The sequence below is a fragment of the Limosilactobacillus sp. genome (assembly GCF_040772465.1).
GTDB lineage: Bacteria > Bacillota > Bacilli > Lactobacillales > Lactobacillaceae > Limosilactobacillus.
This window is the reverse complement of the sequence record NZ_JAXGYB010000005.1, coordinates 34303-49257: the sequence shown is the minus strand read 5'-3', so window position 1 is coordinate 49257 and position 14955 is coordinate 34303. Positions and strand designations below refer to the sequence as shown.

Genomic DNA, 14955 nt, shown 5'->3' with positions numbered 1-14955 from the left:
GCCCAGCTTTTTACATATTAATGCACCATCATCCCTGTCAGATAATCAATTACCCATACGATCCAAGCTACCAGAGCGTAATTAAGCATTGGCCGTGGCAGACGTTCCTTGTCTCGACGATAGGCACGAATTACTAAAATCACCATGATCAGCATCAAAAGCAATGCTAAGTAACCTAACCATGTGTGGAAGATAAACAGTGGTGATGACTCGTAAGCCTTCTGCGGGGTTGTCTTTCCCATAATGTAAAACAATAACGTTCCCGTAAAATCACAGCACCAGGAAACGATTACTGTGACTAAAGTTTTGACATGCATGGAGCCGAAACGGCGCATCCGGAAAATACTCCAGGTATATCCGACAAGGGCAATCGTGATAAAAATAATAGCAAAAATCAAAAGTGTCGACATAATGAAAGTCCTTTCTTTATTTACTAATCTTATGATAACATAAGATTCTGTTTTTGATTGCTATTTTTATATACGCATAACTAGATCCCAAAATATGTCATCAACAAAAAGCCTGTATTCTCAGTTGAATACAGGCTTTTTTTAAATATCATGTCATTTATAGTTTGATAGCAAATGCTTCATAAGGATTCATTTCTAGTTCTGCTGGAACTGTAGAAATCTCACGTTGGTCATTGCTGATGAGCAATTGGCAAGGCTTGTCTTGGAATTCATCAGGAATTGCCAACAGGTGGTGCCTGCTATAGAAATTAGCAAAGACCAATAACCGCTCGTTTGAATCATCTAAGTAGCGTTGGTAAGCAAATACTTCAGGATCGTCTTTCAGGAACATCTTGATGTGGCCATCAGAGACGAGGCGTTCGGTCTTCCGCAACTGAATCAACCGTTGGTAGTAGTTGAAGATCTGCCCATGATCGAGTTCATCTTGAACGTTAATCTGGTCCTGGTGTGTCGGCATCAACCACGGTTTGACCGTCGAAAAGCCAGCGTATTTACTACTATCCCAATGCATTGGCACCCGCGAATTATCACGAGACTTGGTCTTAATGATTTCAAAAGCCTGGTCTGGACTCATCCCCTTAGCTGTCATTTCTTTAAAGGCGTTCTTACTCTCAACGTCCACGTAAGAATCCATCGAGCTGTAGTCCGGATCGATCATGCCAAGTTCTTCACCCATGTAAATGTATGGCGTTCCCCGCATCAGATGTAGAGCCGTTGCCAGCATCTGTGCTGACTTGATGCGGTATTTACCGGTATCGCCAAACCGTGACAATGCCCACGGCTGATCGTGGTTATTCCAAAAGAGAGCGTTCCAGCCGCCGCCCTGATCCATCTTTTCTTGCCAATCCGTAAACAGTTGCTTTAATTTCATGAAGTCGAACGGTACCTTCGACCACTTGTTGCCGTGATCGTAGTCAACCTTCAGATGATGGAAGGTGAAGACCATCGATAGTTCATGTTCGGACGGTTTGGAGTATTCAATGGAATTGGGAATCGTGGTTGATGACATTTCACCCACCGTGACGCTATCTGGATCCTGGCCAAAGCTAGCCGCGTTCATTTCCTTCAGATATTTGTGAACAACTGGAGTGTCGGTATAGAGGCTCTTTTCTTCAACCGGATCGGTCGAATCAACCAGCTTATTAGCTTTCCCCGTGACGTTAATGACGTCGAAGCGGAAACCCTGCACACCCTTGGAGCGCCAGAAATTAATCACTTTAAAGACTTCTTGACGAACCTCTGGATTGTGCCAGTCGAGGTCGGCTTGCGATGGGTCGTAGAGGTGGAGGTAGTAGTAATCCGTGTCGCCAAACTTGGCCCATGCCGGTCCGCCAAACTTACTCTGCCAGTTATTAGGCAACGAGCCGTCAGCCTTACCTTTGCGCAGGTAGAAGAACTTCTGGTATTTCTTATCACCAGCCAATGCTTTTTGGAACCAAGCATTTTCCGTTGAACAGTGGTTAAAGACCATGTCGAGCATCACGCCCACGCCAATCTCCTTCAATTTGGTCACAAGTGTTTCAAAGTCGGCCATCGTCCCAAAACGGGGGTCGATCCGGTAATAATCGGCGATGTCATAACCATTGTCCTTCTGGGGAGAAACAAAGAACGGGTTGAACCAAATCATATCGACGTGCAGCTTTTTGATGTAATCGATCTTTTGGATAATACCGGGAATATCACCCACCCCGTCGTTATTGGAATCGTAAAAAGACTTCGGGTAAATCTGGTAAATTACTTTTTTGCCAAGGTCAGTCATAATGCTTGCTCCTTTATAATTTGATCTTTTGACGCCGTGCAAAGTCAACGAATTTAAACTTTTCGGGGTTATGAAATGAAAGAGTTAGCTGAAACGGTGTCGTGTCCGCCAGGAAATTACGGCTAGCCACAAGAATGGCATTGGGATGATCAAGCCGTAATTTATCTTGCACTGTCGATTTGATATGACTATAGGTAATCTCCTTAACTCCATAGGAAATATCGAGTTTGAGTTGATTTTCCAGATAATCATAAAGTGACTTTTTGGCTGCACTAACAGTCAATTTGTCCACGGGCGGATTAAAAAGAAAATCACAGTCCAGGACGGCTGGCTCGCCATCAATAATTCGTAATCGCTGCACGTAAAAGCCACGGTGCGATTCTAAGTTACTAAAATGGTCGCGCATCAACTCTGGGACATCATCCAGCTCGTCGAGGCGCAAAACTTCAGTTTTAGCCCGCATAGCTAGTGAATGGTTGAGTTCGGCAAAACTGGTGATGCCTGATAAAGGAAAAGAATAGCGATCCAGGTCAAGGACGATGGAGCCTTTTCCTTTCAGCTTTTGAATCATGCCGAGGTCGTTAAGGTGGGCCAGTGCTTTACGCACCGTTTCCCGTGACGAGCCATATAAGTCAACAAGCTGATTTTCACTAGGCAGGTAATCGCCCGCCTTGAATTGATGGTGACGAATTTTAGCGGCCAGATCGGCAGCGATCAGGTCTGCTTTGGCTTTTCCCATTGTGATCCCCTTCCTTTGCACCATTTGCCTTCATTATATCGTTGATGTCTAGACATGTAAAGTACCAATTAAAGCGCTAACAATGCTGTTAAATATAAAATCTTAATTTCATGTTGACAACTTGTATGTACATGTTTATGATATATGTGTAATCAAATTTGAAAGCGCTTTAAGAACAAGGAGCAAGATTATGGCATCTCAAAAAGTTTCATTATTAGCGCCGGTTAACGGCGAGGTCGTTGCTTTAAGCAAAACGTCCGATCCAATATTTAGCAAAGGTACGATGGGCCAAGGTTTTGGGGTCATCCCCAGCGACGGAAATATCGTTGCCCCAGTTAGTGGCAAGGTTTCGATGATTGCTGACACTAAGCACGCGATTGGGATCGTCACTGACGACGGTCTGGAAGTCTTGGTCCACATGGGTGTCGATACAGTTGGCCTCAAGGGTAAGCCATTTGACATCAAAATTGCTAAAGACCAGGACGTCAAAGCAGGTCAAGCCATCGCGACAATGGATATTGACTACATTAAAGGACAAAAAATTGACACGACGGTGATGACCCTAGTCACCAATTCTGCCCAGGTACTGAGTGGCCTTGATCTCACTGAAGGACAAGCTAAGGCTGGTGATGCGGTTTCTGAAGCATACCTGAAGGCTGAAGATAGCTCAGAATCCAGCAGCAAGAAATTGTCCTATGATGAATTAGCAACTTTCATCATCAAGAACGTCGGTGGTCCAGATAACATTAAGAACGTCATCCACTGTATTACCCGTTTGCGTTTCTACTTAAAAGACGAGAGCAAGGCTAAGGATGATGTCCTGCGTAACCAACGTGGCATCCTCGACATCATGCATGCCGGCGGCCAGTACCAAGTCGTCATCGGCAACGCTGTGGCAAACGTCTTCGACGCCGTCATCGCTCAGTTGCCAAATCTCGACGGTGATGATGATGACGCTGCGGCTACCAACCAGAACGACGGCCGTAACCCCGTTTCACGGGCATTAGGCAACCTGATCGGCTTTATCACCGGCTCGATGAGTCCGATCATCGGTGTCATTGCCGCGGCTGGTATTATCAAGGGTCTCCTGGCCCTGTTGACGCTACCACAACTGGGTTCACTGCTGAATACGAAGAGTTTGGTTTACATCACGGTCAGTGCGATGGCTGACGCTGCCTTCTTCTTCCTGCCAGTGCTGGTTGGTTTCTCTGCCGCCAAGCGGTTGAAGAGCGACCCAATTATTGCTGCAGTCATCGGTGCCTTCATCACATATCCACAGATGATCACTTTTGGGAAGAGCATGAAGACGATGTTTAGTCTCGGTGCATGGCACTTCCAATTCTTGAACTACTCCTACTCCATCTTCCCGATGATCCTAGCCGCTTGGTTGGCCGCTAAGTTGGAGAAATGGCTGAAGAAAGTATTGCCAACCTACCTGCAGATGATTTTCGTTCCGATGATTACCATCCTGGTTGTCGGCGGACTAACGATTGTCGTCACCGGGCCAGTCATCCAAGGTCTCGCTAACGGCATTGCCGTCTTCATCAACTGGTTGGTTTCCGCATCCGGTTGGATCGGTGGATTTGTTATCGGTGGTTTCTACCAAGTACTTGTTATCTTTGGCCTGCACTGGGGTGTCGTTCCACTGGTTGCTCAGCAAATCGCCTCAACTGGTCAAAGTGCCCCCAATGCCATCATTTGCTCAACGATGGTTTCTCAAGGTGCCGCAGTCCTCGCCGTTGCATTGAAGTCTAAGAAAGATGAACTGAAGGAATTAGGGATCGCTGCTGCTATCAGTGCCTTCTGTGGTGTTACTGAACCAGCGATCTACGGGATCAACCTGCGTTACCGGCGCATCTTCATCTCCGGTTGTATCGGTTCCGCCTTTGGTGGTCTGGTTACCGGTTTGATGCACGGGACGATGTTCGGCTTCACCGGTGGTCTGATCGGCTTCTCCAGTTTCTTCAACCCTGCTCACCCAACACAACTGAACAGCTTCTACACTTTCTTGCTTGCGAGTCTTGTTTCTATCATTGTCGCCTTTATCGTAGCCTGGGTTTGGGGCTACAACGACAAGATGGCCATGGGCAAGAAGGTTGCTAAGAAGCAACGTCCAGGTTCAGCTAAATAATTGATATATGCTCCTAAAGCGCAAAAGCCATCCCCAACAACATCAGCTGTTAGAGATGGCTTTTTCTATATTGTTCAAATATCAGTTTAAACTAAGAACGACAATATTAGTCCAACCAATGCCGGCACAAATTGCGCCCAAATGATCTTTTTTGTCGCGGTCAGCGCCCCGTAGAGTCCAACGACGGCGACAAATAATAAGAGAAGCTGACCAGCTAGGATGGACGCTGAACCATGGAAGAGGAACTGGCTCAGAATCAGTAGTAATCCCAGCATCCCGTTATAGATCCCCTGATTAGCCATGGATATCCGCGCTGCTGGTTGCCTGGTAAAGCTCTCCACCATATCAAAAGCTTCCGCCTGCTTAAGCGGGCTTGCGAACATCTCGACCAACATAATGCCAAGGTGTTCAATGCCGATCAGGACTGTGATGATTGTAAATACTAATTTCATATGAAAACCACTATTCGTAATGCAGCACCGTCGGATCAAAAGACTGCATATCCTTGACCCCGGTGTAGATCATCAATTGCGATAGCTGCTGGTTCATTTGCTTCACCTTATCCACAACAGCATCTTCACCGTCATCCAGCAGTTCCTTCAAAATACCACGACCGATCAGCACGGCATCAGTACCCATTGCCAGCGCTTTATAAGCATCGTAGCCGGTCATCAATGAACCATCGACAAAGACGGTCATCGTCCGCCGGTCCACAGCCTTCAAAATATCCGGTAAAATCTGCAGAGGCGGCATCCCAAACGGTACCCGCCCGTGGTGGTGTGAGACGACGATTCCGGCACAACCGGCAGCCTGGGCCTTCTTTGCATCCTGTACTGATAACACGCCCTTGGCAACAAACGGCAATTTAGTGCTATGCGCATAAGTAGTGAGGTCTTCTTCCGTAATCGGTCCCATCGACAAGCCGTCAACGACATCGTAGTTGCCATCGGCGCCCGCCACGTGGTCGATGTCGATTCCCACAGCCACTGCACCTTGTTCTTCTGCAATCTTTATTTCGTGTAAGATCCGTTGGTGGTCCGCAAATGGTTTGATGATGCGCACCGTGTCGGCGCCCTGCTTGGCAATGTCGGTAAATGTTGGGTCATCTTCCATCCCCACCCAGTTGAGAACGTTCAGTTGCTTAGCAGCCCGTGCTTTTTCCTGCATCGGTTGGCGCTGCGGGTCATCTAAAACCTGGTTGAGGTGGGAAACAGCTGCCAACGTTAACGGTGAAGTATACTGGTGACCAAACAGCGTCGTCGTCAAATCAGGTTTAACCGAGTCGATCAGACGCATCTCAACTAAGAGGTGATCTAAGTAGTTGCGATTGTGAACATTCGCGTCGTCGGCCCGGCCACTGGTAACGGGAATCGTTCCCGGCTTTCCCGGCCAATGATCAACCGGCATCTGTTGACCTGTTTGGTGTAACGAAGCACCCGTTTGGGCATCTGCTTTATCTTGTGCCATTATTACTCATCCTTCTTTCAAAGCAATTCACCGTTATTTTACCCATTTTACCTGCGACAAATCCAACAATCAGCTCGACAAAAAAGCGGCCAGGCAATCGCCCGGTCGTTTCGAACCACTCAAATCTTAATAGTACACTGTCTTATTTTCCCCACTTGCTGCAAATCAGCGTGGCGATTTCGTCGCAATGTGATTCCAAAACGAAGTGACCACCGTTTAGCAGGTGGATGTCAACATCAGAATCATCGCGCTGGTATGCCAGAGCACCTGGATAAATGTAACGTGGGTCATTCCGGCCCCAGGCCACGATCATGTCTGGGTGGTGCTTGCGTAAGAAATTCTGGTATTCAGGATAATTCTTGATGTTGTTCTGGTAATCCACTAGCAAATCTGATTGCCGTTCCAGATAATCTGGATCTTTCTGTGAATTGTAGATATCCATGGCATAGCCATCAGGACTAACGCTACCAGCTTTTTCACCCGTCAGGTACTGGCTCTTAATAGAGTCTGGGCTAAAAATGGCCTTGTACTTTTCACGCAATTCTTTCGTCGGCTTCTTCCAGTATTGCTTGCGGTCATTCCATTCTGGGCCGAGGCCTTCGTCATAGATGTTAGCGTTTTGGCTGACGATCCCCAAAATGTTATACGGGTGACGACGAGCCAGGCCAAAGCCGATCGGAGCCCCGTCGTCAAAGACGTACATGTAGAACTTTTCTACCCGCAGTTCTTCAAGTAAAGCATCGACGTAATCGGTCAGATGTTCGTAAGTGTATTGAAACTTGCTGTGTTGCGGTGCTGCGGAATTACCACAACCAATGTAGTCTGGCGCAATGACATGGAAATCATTAGCAAGCAATGGCATCAAATTCCGAAACATATAACTCGACGTTGCCGTCCCGTGCAGCAACAACATCACTGGTTTATCCTTTGATCCGCATTCGCGATAAAATGTGGATAATCCTTCAACATCAATTGTCTTATATTGCATGATAGTCCTCCAGTACTATTTTTTATTAATCATATTTAAGTACATTTACATTATAAGACAATTATATAATAATTCCATATTTAATTTATAGAATGATCAAATTATTTCAAAAATTATCTATAGGGAATTTTACAAAAAAATCCTCAGTCACCCGCCAATGCCTACCAGCACTAGCATCGTGACCGAGGATTAATTGTGTCAGTCGATATTTATTTCTGTAATTTGAGGAGAACTATTTTTCTACAGGGCCCAGGTAGTTGCTCTTGGAGCCGAACCATTTTTCGTTCAGTTTCCGCAACTGTCCATTCTTGTGGAGACGAACAAGGCCGGCGTTAACTTTCCGTTGGAGCGTCTTGTCACCCTTCCGCATACCCACACCGAAGAGGTCCGTTGGCATCTTGGAGTTGTCATAGATGGAGTAGTCCTTACTGTTGGACATGTGATCAATGTAGTACTGAGCATAAACTTGGTCCATCAAGATCCCTTTAATCCGGCCCGCGTTCAGGTCGATAAAGGCGTCTGGGTAGGTATCATACAGGATTGGCTTTTTGTTCTTAATTTTGTCCTGCAAAAGCTTAGGATTATCTTCCAGTGCTTGTTGCCCGGTAGAACCCGTTTGGGTCCCGAGGGCCTTGCCCTTCATGTCATTGAAATTCTTGATGTTGCTTTGCTTTCTTGTAACCAGAACTTGGGCGTTCTTGAGATAGCCACGGCTAAAGGCAACTTTTCGCTTCCGTTGAGGAGTAATGGAATAACCATTCCAGAGACAATCGATCGTGCCGTTCTTCAGTTCGGTTTCCTTCATTGACCAGTCAATGGTTTGGAAATCAACCTTAATCCCATACTGCTTAAAGACTTCACGTGCCAAATCGACATCATAGCCGACCAGCTTCCCGTTCTTTTGACGAAAGCCCATTGGTACGAAGGAGTCGTCCAAGCCGACGATCACCTTACCCCGTCGTTGGATGCGCGACCAGGTATCCTGGTGGTTAGCACGGTAAGTAACACTTTGACAACCACTCAGCATCATCACAGGAGCGACAAGTGCGAACAGCAGGCACAGCCGAAGAAGTATTTTTCTTGTTTTCTTCATTAACAATGCCTCCCTTCGGCTTAAGCTTCTTCACCATCAAGTGCTTTGACGGTGAACAGTTCATCAGCAACTTTCTTCGCAAAGTCCATGTCGTGAGTAATGATCAACTGGGTGGTTCCACCCTTCTTCAGGTTCAAAATCATGTCGGCCACTTCGTCCCGCAGATTCGGGTCCAGAGCTGATGTCGGTTCATCATAGCAAAGGATTTGAGGCTTCATGGCCAGGGCCCGGGCAATCGCAACCCGTTGCTTTTGCCCACCTGATAATTGCCATGGGTATTGGTCCTGAACCTGGGTCAGACCCAGCTGCTTTTCTAGTTGTGCAGCCTGACCATCAGCATCAGACTGGCTGATCTTCTTGACCAGTGTCGGTGCTAAAGTGATGTTTTGCTTAACACTGAGGTTCGGGAAGAGGTTGAAGTCTTGGAAGACAACCCCGAAAATCCGTTGGCTGTCTTTAGCAGGGTCAAAAGCCTTGCCATCTAATGAAAATTCACCGCTGTCGGCTTGTTCCATCCCCGTCATGCAACGAAGGATCGTCGTTTTACCAGCACCAGAAGGACCGACGATACAAAGGATTTCGCCATCCTTAACAGTAAAGTTAACCCCGTCGAGGATCTGACGCCCATCAAAACTCTTTTTTAAATTTGAAACTTTTAGCATTCTCAATTCCCCCTTAGGACTTTACTTGAAGTAGGAGTAACGCTTTTCGACCTTTTGAAGTCCCCAAGTGCAGATCGCAATCATAATCAGGTACATCAGAGCAACCAGGACCAGTGGTACCAGGGTGACGTCCCGTGACGTTGCAACGTTGCCGGCACGCAGCAGGTCGCCAAGACCGATGACGTAAACCAGTGATGAATCCTTAACCAAGTTGATAACTTCGTTCCCGATCGATGGGATGACGATTTTGACAACTTGTGGAATCACAATCTTGCGTAAGGTTTGTGGATAAGATAACCCTAACATCCGCGCAGCTTCGTATTGGCCATCGTCGATTGATTGAAAACCACCACGGAAGATTTCTGCGAAGTAGGCAGCATAGTTAAGAATAAATGCAAAGACCGCGGCGTTGTAACGTTGGAAGACGATGCCGACGATTGGCAAACCATAGAAGACAAAGATCAGTTGTAGCAGCAGTGGCGTCCCACGCATCAACCAAACATAAACATTTAAGATCCAGCGCAGTGGTGCAAACTTTGAAGTTAAGCCCAGGCTAACTAAGATCCCCAGTGGCAACGAACCGATTAACGTCCAGAAGAATAGTGATAAGGTCACGCCACAGCCGCTAAACAGCGATGGCAAGATTTGACTAACATAGTGTAATGACATGGACAAAGCCTCCTCAATAGATTCAACACAGTAAACAAAAAGTCCCCTTGATGCAAATGCATCAAGAGGACGAACTAATCGCGATTCCACCTCACGTTCGTGAATGGTTCACACCATTCACCTCAACGAGTTTACCGATGCGGCTAAAAGAAAAAGCCCTCACGCTAGTTTGCACTAGCATGAGGGCGATGCCGCGGTTCCACCTCATATTGCCAATCTCTCACGATCATGGCCTTAACGAGTTCATTTGGTAAACTCTGTGCTGTAACGGGCAGCCCCGGACTTTCTTACTTCGTTTCGGAAAATCAACTCACAGATGTGATTCACGAATTATCATCGTCCCTTCTCACCAACCAAGGACTCTCTTAACGTGATAGCTTCGTTACTAGTCTGTTCACTGTTGTTTTTAATGTTATTCTCATAATACACTAAGATTTTATATTGTCAAGCGCATTTTTAAATTTTAGTGAACTGAATCAAAGTTATGCTTGATCGCTGCAGCGGATTTTTCGTACTTATCCTCTTCGTCAGCGGTCAGATCCAAACCAGGATGGCCGACAATTCCGTCAGCGCCCACGGTCGTCGGGTGACCGATGTACGTATCCAGCTTTTCATCATAGGATGTTGCCGGAAAAGTGCGCTTTTCGTCGTTCAGAATAGATTTGACGATTGTCAGTGCCGTCATGCCGATCCCGTAGTTGGTAAAGCCCTTGCCAAGACCGACAACGTGCCCACCAAGACGAGCTTGTTTTTCCAGGTCATCCAGATCAAGACCCTTTTCCTTAGCGATCTTGCTCATCGGCCGACCGTTAACCGACACCGAACTCCATGCAGCAAACTGGGTTTCCCCATGTTCACCGATGACGTAACCAGCAACGTCAGTAATGGAAACGCCCAGTGCAACGGAAACAGCCCGGTGCAGTCGTGCAGTATCCAGTGAAGTACCAGTTCCTAAAACATGATTCTTCGGGAAGCCAGTTACTTCCTGCATCAGCTGGGCGATAACGTCACACGGGTTGGAAATGCAGACCATCGTACCGTGGAAGCCGCTAGCCTTAATCTTAGGACCAACTTCCCGTACAATCCGCGCTGAGTTAGATAATTCACCAACCCGGTTGTTGGACTTGTCGTTCGGGTTGCCCAGGACAATCTTAATGTTGCCAGCCGCAAATACGATTACATCGACATCTTTTAGGACGGACCAATCATCTTGATAGGGAATGTACTTAACCTTGGTCGTGGTGTCCAGATAAGCCTGTTGGTCAAAAAGATCAAATTCGTCGGCGCGAGCCACCTGATCCTTTTCATCAATCAGATATAATTCTTGTGCGACGCCTGCTGTGACAATGTTGGTAGCAACGGTCGACCCGACATGGCCGACCCCGATAATGGCAACTTTATTCCCCATAGATGATTCCTCCTAAATTAAAATGAGTTAATTCTCATTATAATTTAATTTTAGATTAATGCAACCGTCCAGCGAAATTTTATGGTCAACATTTCAGTCCCTGAAGTGCAATAGTTCATCTAACGGTTCGCGCTTAGAACGATAATCGTTCACCTTGGCATCAGCCGGATGACCAATTTCAACCCCGACCATAAAGCGTTCTTCTTCTGGGACGTTGAGGATTTCGTGCAAGATTTCCGGAAAACGCACGCTGTTATAAGTCGGAATCGAACCTAGTCCAAGATTAGTAGCGGCCAAGAGCAGGGTTTGGGTAAAACTGCCGGCGTCTAAAATCGACCAGTCAGGAGAAGCCATCGGGATGGTAACGAAGAGAATAGCTGGTGCGTAATTTAAATTATTTGCTGCACCCGTCATCGTATCATGGGCCTCATCAAAATTAGCAAAATGGTGGACGATTTCGTGACCCCACTGCTTCATGTTAGCTTGGGGACGCTCCTGCCAGTCGCCACGTGACATCACCTTCAAATCAGGATTACCGTGGTTGCCAGCCTTATCCTGTTCTTGGTAGGCTTCCTTAATCTTGCGTAGTGAATCCCCCATCGCTACATAAACTTGCCAGGGTTGGGAATCAACCCATGAAGGAGATTTTTGAGCCAAGCTTACGATCTGCTTAATCTGTTCTTTATCAACCGGCTGATCCGTAAACTGGCGCACTGAGTGGCGGTTGTTAATCACTGTCTGAAAATCCATCTTGTTCAACCTCCTGTATTATTCGCTAACTGAGCTCTAGCAGCTAAATGTAAGCTCTTTCTTTTATTATACGAGCTGAACTTGTTCGTGAAAAGGTACACTTAAGGTGAATTGCTCATCGTCAGTGTTAGAATTGACCTATCAATACTGTGAGAGGAAGTTAAAGATGCTTTCTGACGAAGAAATCTGCCATGCCATCCACGTGATGCGCCAAACTTTTCCCAATGCCAATACTACCCTAGAAGCCGATACAACCTACCACTTCTTATTGGCCACTATCCTAAGTGCCCAGTCGACGGACAAATCAGTCAACGCTATTACGCCTACCCTATTCCAGCGTTTTCCACAGCCCGCTGACTTAGCAGCTGTTGAACCTGCAGATGTAGAGCCATACATAAAACGACTGGGGCTCTACCACAACAAAGCCAAATTTCTGGTTAACTGCTCACGAGATATCGTTAAGAATTTCAATGGTCAAGTTCCGGCAACGCGTAAGGAGTTAATGACCCTCTCAGGAGTGGGACGCAAAGTGGCTGATGTCGTGCTGGCGGAATGCTTCCACGTCCCTGCTTTTGCCGTTGACACTCACGTTAGCCGTGTTGCCCGTCGCCTCGGGATGGTCCCGCCAAAGGCCAGCCTGCTACAAATTGAAAAAAGACTGATGGCAGCCGTGCCGAAAGAGAAATGGCTCGATGGCCACCACAGCATGATTTTCTGGGGTCGCTACCAGTGCACATCGCGCAATCCTAAGTGTGCAACCTGCCCACTACAGAAAATGTGCACTTTCTATCACCAAAACCAAAAGTAGCGACGGAGTGATCCGCCGCTATTTTTTAGTTAGATTCATGTGCCGCCTCAATTGCCCAGCGCAAGTGATCATAGTTGATGTCACGTGGCACTGTACAGTCAGCACCGATGATCACGCCGTGACTCCCGGCCTCATCAATTAAGCGGTGAACCGCATCTTTAATTTCTTCTTCGTTGCCCCGGTAAAGGACACCCTTCGTCGAATTGTCCAAGCCACCAAGGACCGGTCGACCGCCGAACAGTTTTTGCCCCTTTGCCAGCGAATAGCCATCCGTCTTCGTGGCCCAGTTAATAACCTGCAGCGGGTAATCGGTAAACCAATCCAAATGATTGTAGGCACCATCAAAGCCACAGATGTGCAAAATATTGAGTGGACTCACCGCATTGATTGCTTCTTGGACCAGCTGATCTGTTGGTTCCATCACTTGAGTAAAGAAGTGACTATTGTTCAAACGATCGTCTTGTACGGACTGGGTAGAGTAATAGATACCGTCGATACCAGTCTGCATCACCGCCTTAGCTACCTTGCCGAGATCATGGGCAATGACATCGAGAACGTGCTTGACCAGTTCAGGATCCTTTTCATAAAGGTCGGCGAAACGGTGGTCGGCCAGCAACAGTGGATCAACGTAATGTTGGATCAAAGCCCACTTAAACAAATACATTGGCGAAAACATGGTCACGAAGATCGGCTTATCACCGACCAATTGCTTTTGCTGCCGCGCCAAGTCGACTTGTTGGCTGATCCACGGGTCATCATCAGCTAACGGTTGAATCTTAGCCAATGAATGGGGATCGTTTGGATCATCCACCCCGCGAAACGGATAAGGGAAGTAACCGTCCAACATCGTTTTAACAAAGTCCACATCTACTTGAGCTAAGTAATCACGATGTCCATCCAAATTAATTTTAATCACAGATGGATCTTCAAAGGCATTAGTAAATTCATTGTCCGCAAAGTGACGCCAGAATGAAGCAGGAACCACCCCATTGCCCTGTCCGCGGAGCACCTTCAACACTGTTTCCCTTGGTAATGACATAATTAACCTCCTGACTAACATTGATTATCATCAAATCCAGTGTAGCAGGAATGTTAGCAAGCAGTCATTATCTATTAATAATTAATTTTGTGGCAGGGCTAGCAAAATAAACAAAAGCACTAACATCACACCTGCACCGATCACTTGACTCACCATACTATCAGCCTCCTTATCTTGTAGTTGATGATTACAAGTATATAAGCGCATCCTAAGTTTGAACATTTGTAATTTTTTATTGGACTATACGCGTAGCGTATATTATTGCTTTTAGGCGCACTTAAAAAAATTATTCAACTGTCTTTGTGATATGATGGAGTTGTGAAGTAGATTGAGGGGGGAAGAGTAATGAAAAATGCAATGAACGTTATTAGATTAATTTTTTGGTTAATTGTCCTCATTCTGTGCCTGTGCAATAAGATGATGTGGGCCATGGATCTGATGGCTGTTGGAATGCTGGGCGAAACTATCATCAGCATCTACCACCAACACCAGACCAATAACTAAGACCGGAGGTAGATCAAATGGACTACGCAAAAATCGTCAAAGAACTCCGTAACTTCCGCGACCACCGCCACTGGAATAAATTTCACAACTTAAAAGACCTGGCTATTTCCGTTAATCTGGAAGCCAGTGAAGTTCTTGAAATCTTTCAGTGGATGCCTGCCAACCACCAACTGAGCGATCAAGAACGACAGCACCTAATCGAAGAACTCTCTGACACGATGATCTATTTGATCTACATGTTTGATAAATTAGGCATTGACCCCGGCGACGCCATCGAAAAGAAGATTAATTTTAACAAAACCCGTCACTGGCCCAAAATCGATAATGGGGGCCAACAATAAGAAAGGGGCTGTGACATAAGTCCCATTACATGGATAAAAAGTTAACGCGCAGTACAACAATGGCCTTTAGCATTCGGCAAAAACCGAACGCTAAAGGCCTATTGTTGCTTGCGGGGGCGTGACTACG

The 14955-nt window shown here is 46.5% G+C and carries 16 protein-coding genes and 1 other annotated feature; of the genes, 4 read left to right on the top strand and 12 right to left on the bottom strand.

What is annotated here, in order from left to right; genetic code table 11:
- Positions 1 to 17: 17 nt before the first annotated feature.
- The 3 genes from AB3114_RS06120 to treR all read right to left on the bottom strand — a co-directional run bounded on the left by AB3114_RS06120 (position 18) and on the right by treR (position 2968).
- On the bottom strand, positions 18 to 410 hold the full coding sequence (locus AB3114_RS06120; RefSeq protein WP_367342378.1) for a hypothetical protein: 393 nt from the start codon (positions 408 to 410) through the stop codon (positions 18 to 20).
- 157 nt (positions 411 to 567) lie between these two features.
- A complete protein-coding gene (gene treC, locus AB3114_RS06115) occupies positions 568 to 2229 on the bottom strand; it encodes an alpha,alpha-phosphotrehalase (protein ID WP_367342377.1) in 1662 nt (553 codons plus the stop codon).
- A gap of 13 nt (positions 2230 to 2242) precedes the next feature.
- Complete coding sequence (gene treR / locus AB3114_RS06110) at positions 2243 to 2968, bottom strand: trehalose operon repressor (RefSeq protein ID WP_367342376.1); 726 nt, start codon at positions 2966 to 2968, stop codon at positions 2243 to 2245.
- 190 nt (positions 2969 to 3158) lie between these two features.
- Between treR and AB3114_RS06105 the strand changes: the two genes are divergently transcribed.
- Entirely contained in the window at positions 3159 to 5099 is a 1941-nt protein-coding gene (locus AB3114_RS06105) for a glucose PTS transporter subunit IIA (RefSeq protein WP_367342375.1), read from the top strand.
- 86 nt (positions 5100 to 5185) lie between these two features.
- On the opposite strand, the gene AB3114_RS06100 is transcribed toward AB3114_RS06105, so the two are convergent.
- The 8 genes from AB3114_RS06100 to AB3114_RS06065 all read right to left on the bottom strand — a co-directional run bounded on the left by AB3114_RS06100 (position 5186) and on the right by AB3114_RS06065 (position 12136).
- A complete protein-coding gene (locus tag AB3114_RS06100; protein WP_367342374.1) occupies positions 5186 to 5551 on the bottom strand; it encodes a DUF1304 domain-containing protein in 366 nt (121 codons plus the stop codon).
- A gap of 10 nt (positions 5552 to 5561) precedes the next feature.
- Complete coding sequence (locus AB3114_RS06095; protein WP_367342460.1) at positions 5562 to 6506, bottom strand: alpha-hydroxy-acid oxidizing protein; 945 nt, start codon at positions 6504 to 6506, stop codon at positions 5562 to 5564.
- 202 nt (positions 6507 to 6708) lie between these two features.
- On the bottom strand, positions 6709 to 7554 hold the full coding sequence (locus AB3114_RS06090) for an alpha/beta fold hydrolase (protein ID WP_367342373.1): 846 nt from the start codon (positions 7552 to 7554) through the stop codon (positions 6709 to 6711).
- Between the two features lie 232 nt (positions 7555 to 7786).
- The gene (locus AB3114_RS06085; RefSeq protein WP_367342372.1) at positions 7787 to 8647 is read right to left on the bottom strand and encodes an amino acid ABC transporter substrate-binding protein; all 861 of its coding nucleotides are present in this window, start codon (positions 8645 to 8647) and stop codon (positions 7787 to 7789) included.
- Positions 8648 to 8667: 20 nt separating this feature from the next.
- A complete protein-coding gene (locus AB3114_RS06080; RefSeq protein WP_367342371.1) occupies positions 8668 to 9309 on the bottom strand; it encodes an amino acid ABC transporter ATP-binding protein in 642 nt (213 codons plus the stop codon).
- A 21-nt stretch (positions 9310 to 9330) separates the two neighbouring features.
- On the bottom strand, positions 9331 to 9978 hold the full coding sequence (locus AB3114_RS06075; protein WP_367342370.1) for an amino acid ABC transporter permease: 648 nt from the start codon (positions 9976 to 9978) through the stop codon (positions 9331 to 9333).
- A 62-nt stretch (positions 9979 to 10040) separates the two neighbouring features.
- Positions 10041 to 10385: a binding site (T-box leader), on the bottom strand.
- Positions 10386 to 10441: 56 nt separating this feature from the next.
- Entirely contained in the window at positions 10442 to 11386 is a 945-nt protein-coding gene (locus tag AB3114_RS06070; protein WP_367342369.1) for an L-lactate dehydrogenase, read from the bottom strand.
- A 93-nt stretch (positions 11387 to 11479) separates the two neighbouring features.
- Entirely contained in the window at positions 11480 to 12136 is a 657-nt protein-coding gene (locus AB3114_RS06065; RefSeq protein WP_367342368.1) for a nitroreductase, read from the bottom strand.
- Between the two features lie 166 nt (positions 12137 to 12302).
- On the opposite strand from AB3114_RS06065, the gene nth reads away from it, so the two are divergent.
- Complete coding sequence (gene nth, locus AB3114_RS06060; RefSeq protein WP_367342367.1) at positions 12303 to 12944, top strand: endonuclease III; 642 nt, start codon at positions 12303 to 12305, stop codon at positions 12942 to 12944.
- 25 nt (positions 12945 to 12969) lie between these two features.
- Here the strand turns inward: nth and AB3114_RS06055 are convergent, their stop codons facing one another.
- Complete coding sequence (locus AB3114_RS06055; protein WP_367342366.1) at positions 12970 to 13983, bottom strand: uroporphyrinogen decarboxylase family protein; 1014 nt, start codon at positions 13981 to 13983, stop codon at positions 12970 to 12972.
- Between the two features lie 345 nt (positions 13984 to 14328).
- Between AB3114_RS06055 and AB3114_RS06050 the strand changes: the two genes are divergently transcribed.
- Both AB3114_RS06050 and AB3114_RS06045 read left to right on the top strand, forming a co-directional pair.
- A complete protein-coding gene (locus AB3114_RS06050) occupies positions 14329 to 14487 on the top strand; it encodes a hypothetical protein (protein WP_367342365.1) in 159 nt (52 codons plus the stop codon).
- Between the two features lie 17 nt (positions 14488 to 14504).
- Entirely contained in the window at positions 14505 to 14828 is a 324-nt protein-coding gene (locus tag AB3114_RS06045; protein WP_367342364.1) for a nucleotide pyrophosphohydrolase, read from the top strand.
- Positions 14829 to 14955: the final 127 nt, after the last annotated feature.

What these genes read in the sequence shown, in the direction of transcription:
- AB3114_RS06065 (WP_367342368.1), bottom strand. Translation starts at nt 12,136, where the DNA reads ATGGATTTTCAGACAGTGATTAACAACCGCCACTCAGTGCGCCAGTTT.
- AB3114_RS06055 (WP_367342366.1), bottom strand. Translation starts at nt 13,983, where the DNA reads ATGTCATTACCAAGGGAAACAGTGTTGAAGGTGCTCCGCGGACAGGGC.
- treC (WP_367342377.1), bottom strand. Translation starts at nt 2,229, where the DNA reads ATGACTGACCTTGGCAAAAAAGTAATTTACCAGATTTACCCGAAGTCT.
- AB3114_RS06105 (WP_367342375.1), top strand. Translation starts at nt 3,159, where the DNA reads ATGGCATCTCAAAAAGTTTCATTATTAGCGCCGGTTAACGGCGAGGTC.
- treR (WP_367342376.1), bottom strand. Translation starts at nt 2,968, where the DNA reads ATGGGAAAAGCCAAAGCAGACCTGATCGCTGCCGATCTGGCCGCTAAA.
- AB3114_RS06045 (WP_367342364.1), top strand. Translation starts at nt 14,505, where the DNA reads ATGGACTACGCAAAAATCGTCAAAGAACTCCGTAACTTCCGCGACCAC.
- AB3114_RS06075 (WP_367342370.1), bottom strand. Translation starts at nt 9,978, where the DNA reads ATGTCATTACACTATGTTAGTCAAATCTTGCCATCGCTGTTTAGCGGC.
- AB3114_RS06090 (WP_367342373.1), bottom strand. Translation starts at nt 7,554, where the DNA reads ATGCAATATAAGACAATTGATGTTGAAGGATTATCCACATTTTATCGC.
- AB3114_RS06050 (WP_367342365.1), top strand. Translation starts at nt 14,329, where the DNA reads ATGAAAAATGCAATGAACGTTATTAGATTAATTTTTTGGTTAATTGTC.
- AB3114_RS06085 (WP_367342372.1), bottom strand. Translation starts at nt 8,647, where the DNA reads ATGAAGAAAACAAGAAAAATACTTCTTCGGCTGTGCCTGCTGTTCGCA.
- AB3114_RS06080 (WP_367342371.1), bottom strand. Translation starts at nt 9,309, where the DNA reads ATGCTAAAAGTTTCAAATTTAAAAAAGAGTTTTGATGGGCGTCAGATC.
- AB3114_RS06070 (WP_367342369.1), bottom strand. Translation starts at nt 11,386, where the DNA reads ATGGGGAATAAAGTTGCCATTATCGGGGTCGGCCATGTCGGGTCGACC.
- nth (WP_367342367.1), top strand. Translation starts at nt 12,303, where the DNA reads ATGCTTTCTGACGAAGAAATCTGCCATGCCATCCACGTGATGCGCCAA.
- AB3114_RS06100 (WP_367342374.1), bottom strand. Translation starts at nt 5,551, where the DNA reads ATGAAATTAGTATTTACAATCATCACAGTCCTGATCGGCATTGAACAC.
- AB3114_RS06095 (WP_367342460.1), bottom strand. Translation starts at nt 6,506, where the DNA reads ATGCCGGTTGATCATTGGCCGGGAAAGCCGGGAACGATTCCCGTTACC.
- AB3114_RS06120 (WP_367342378.1), bottom strand. Translation starts at nt 410, where the DNA reads ATGTCGACACTTTTGATTTTTGCTATTATTTTTATCACGATTGCCCTT.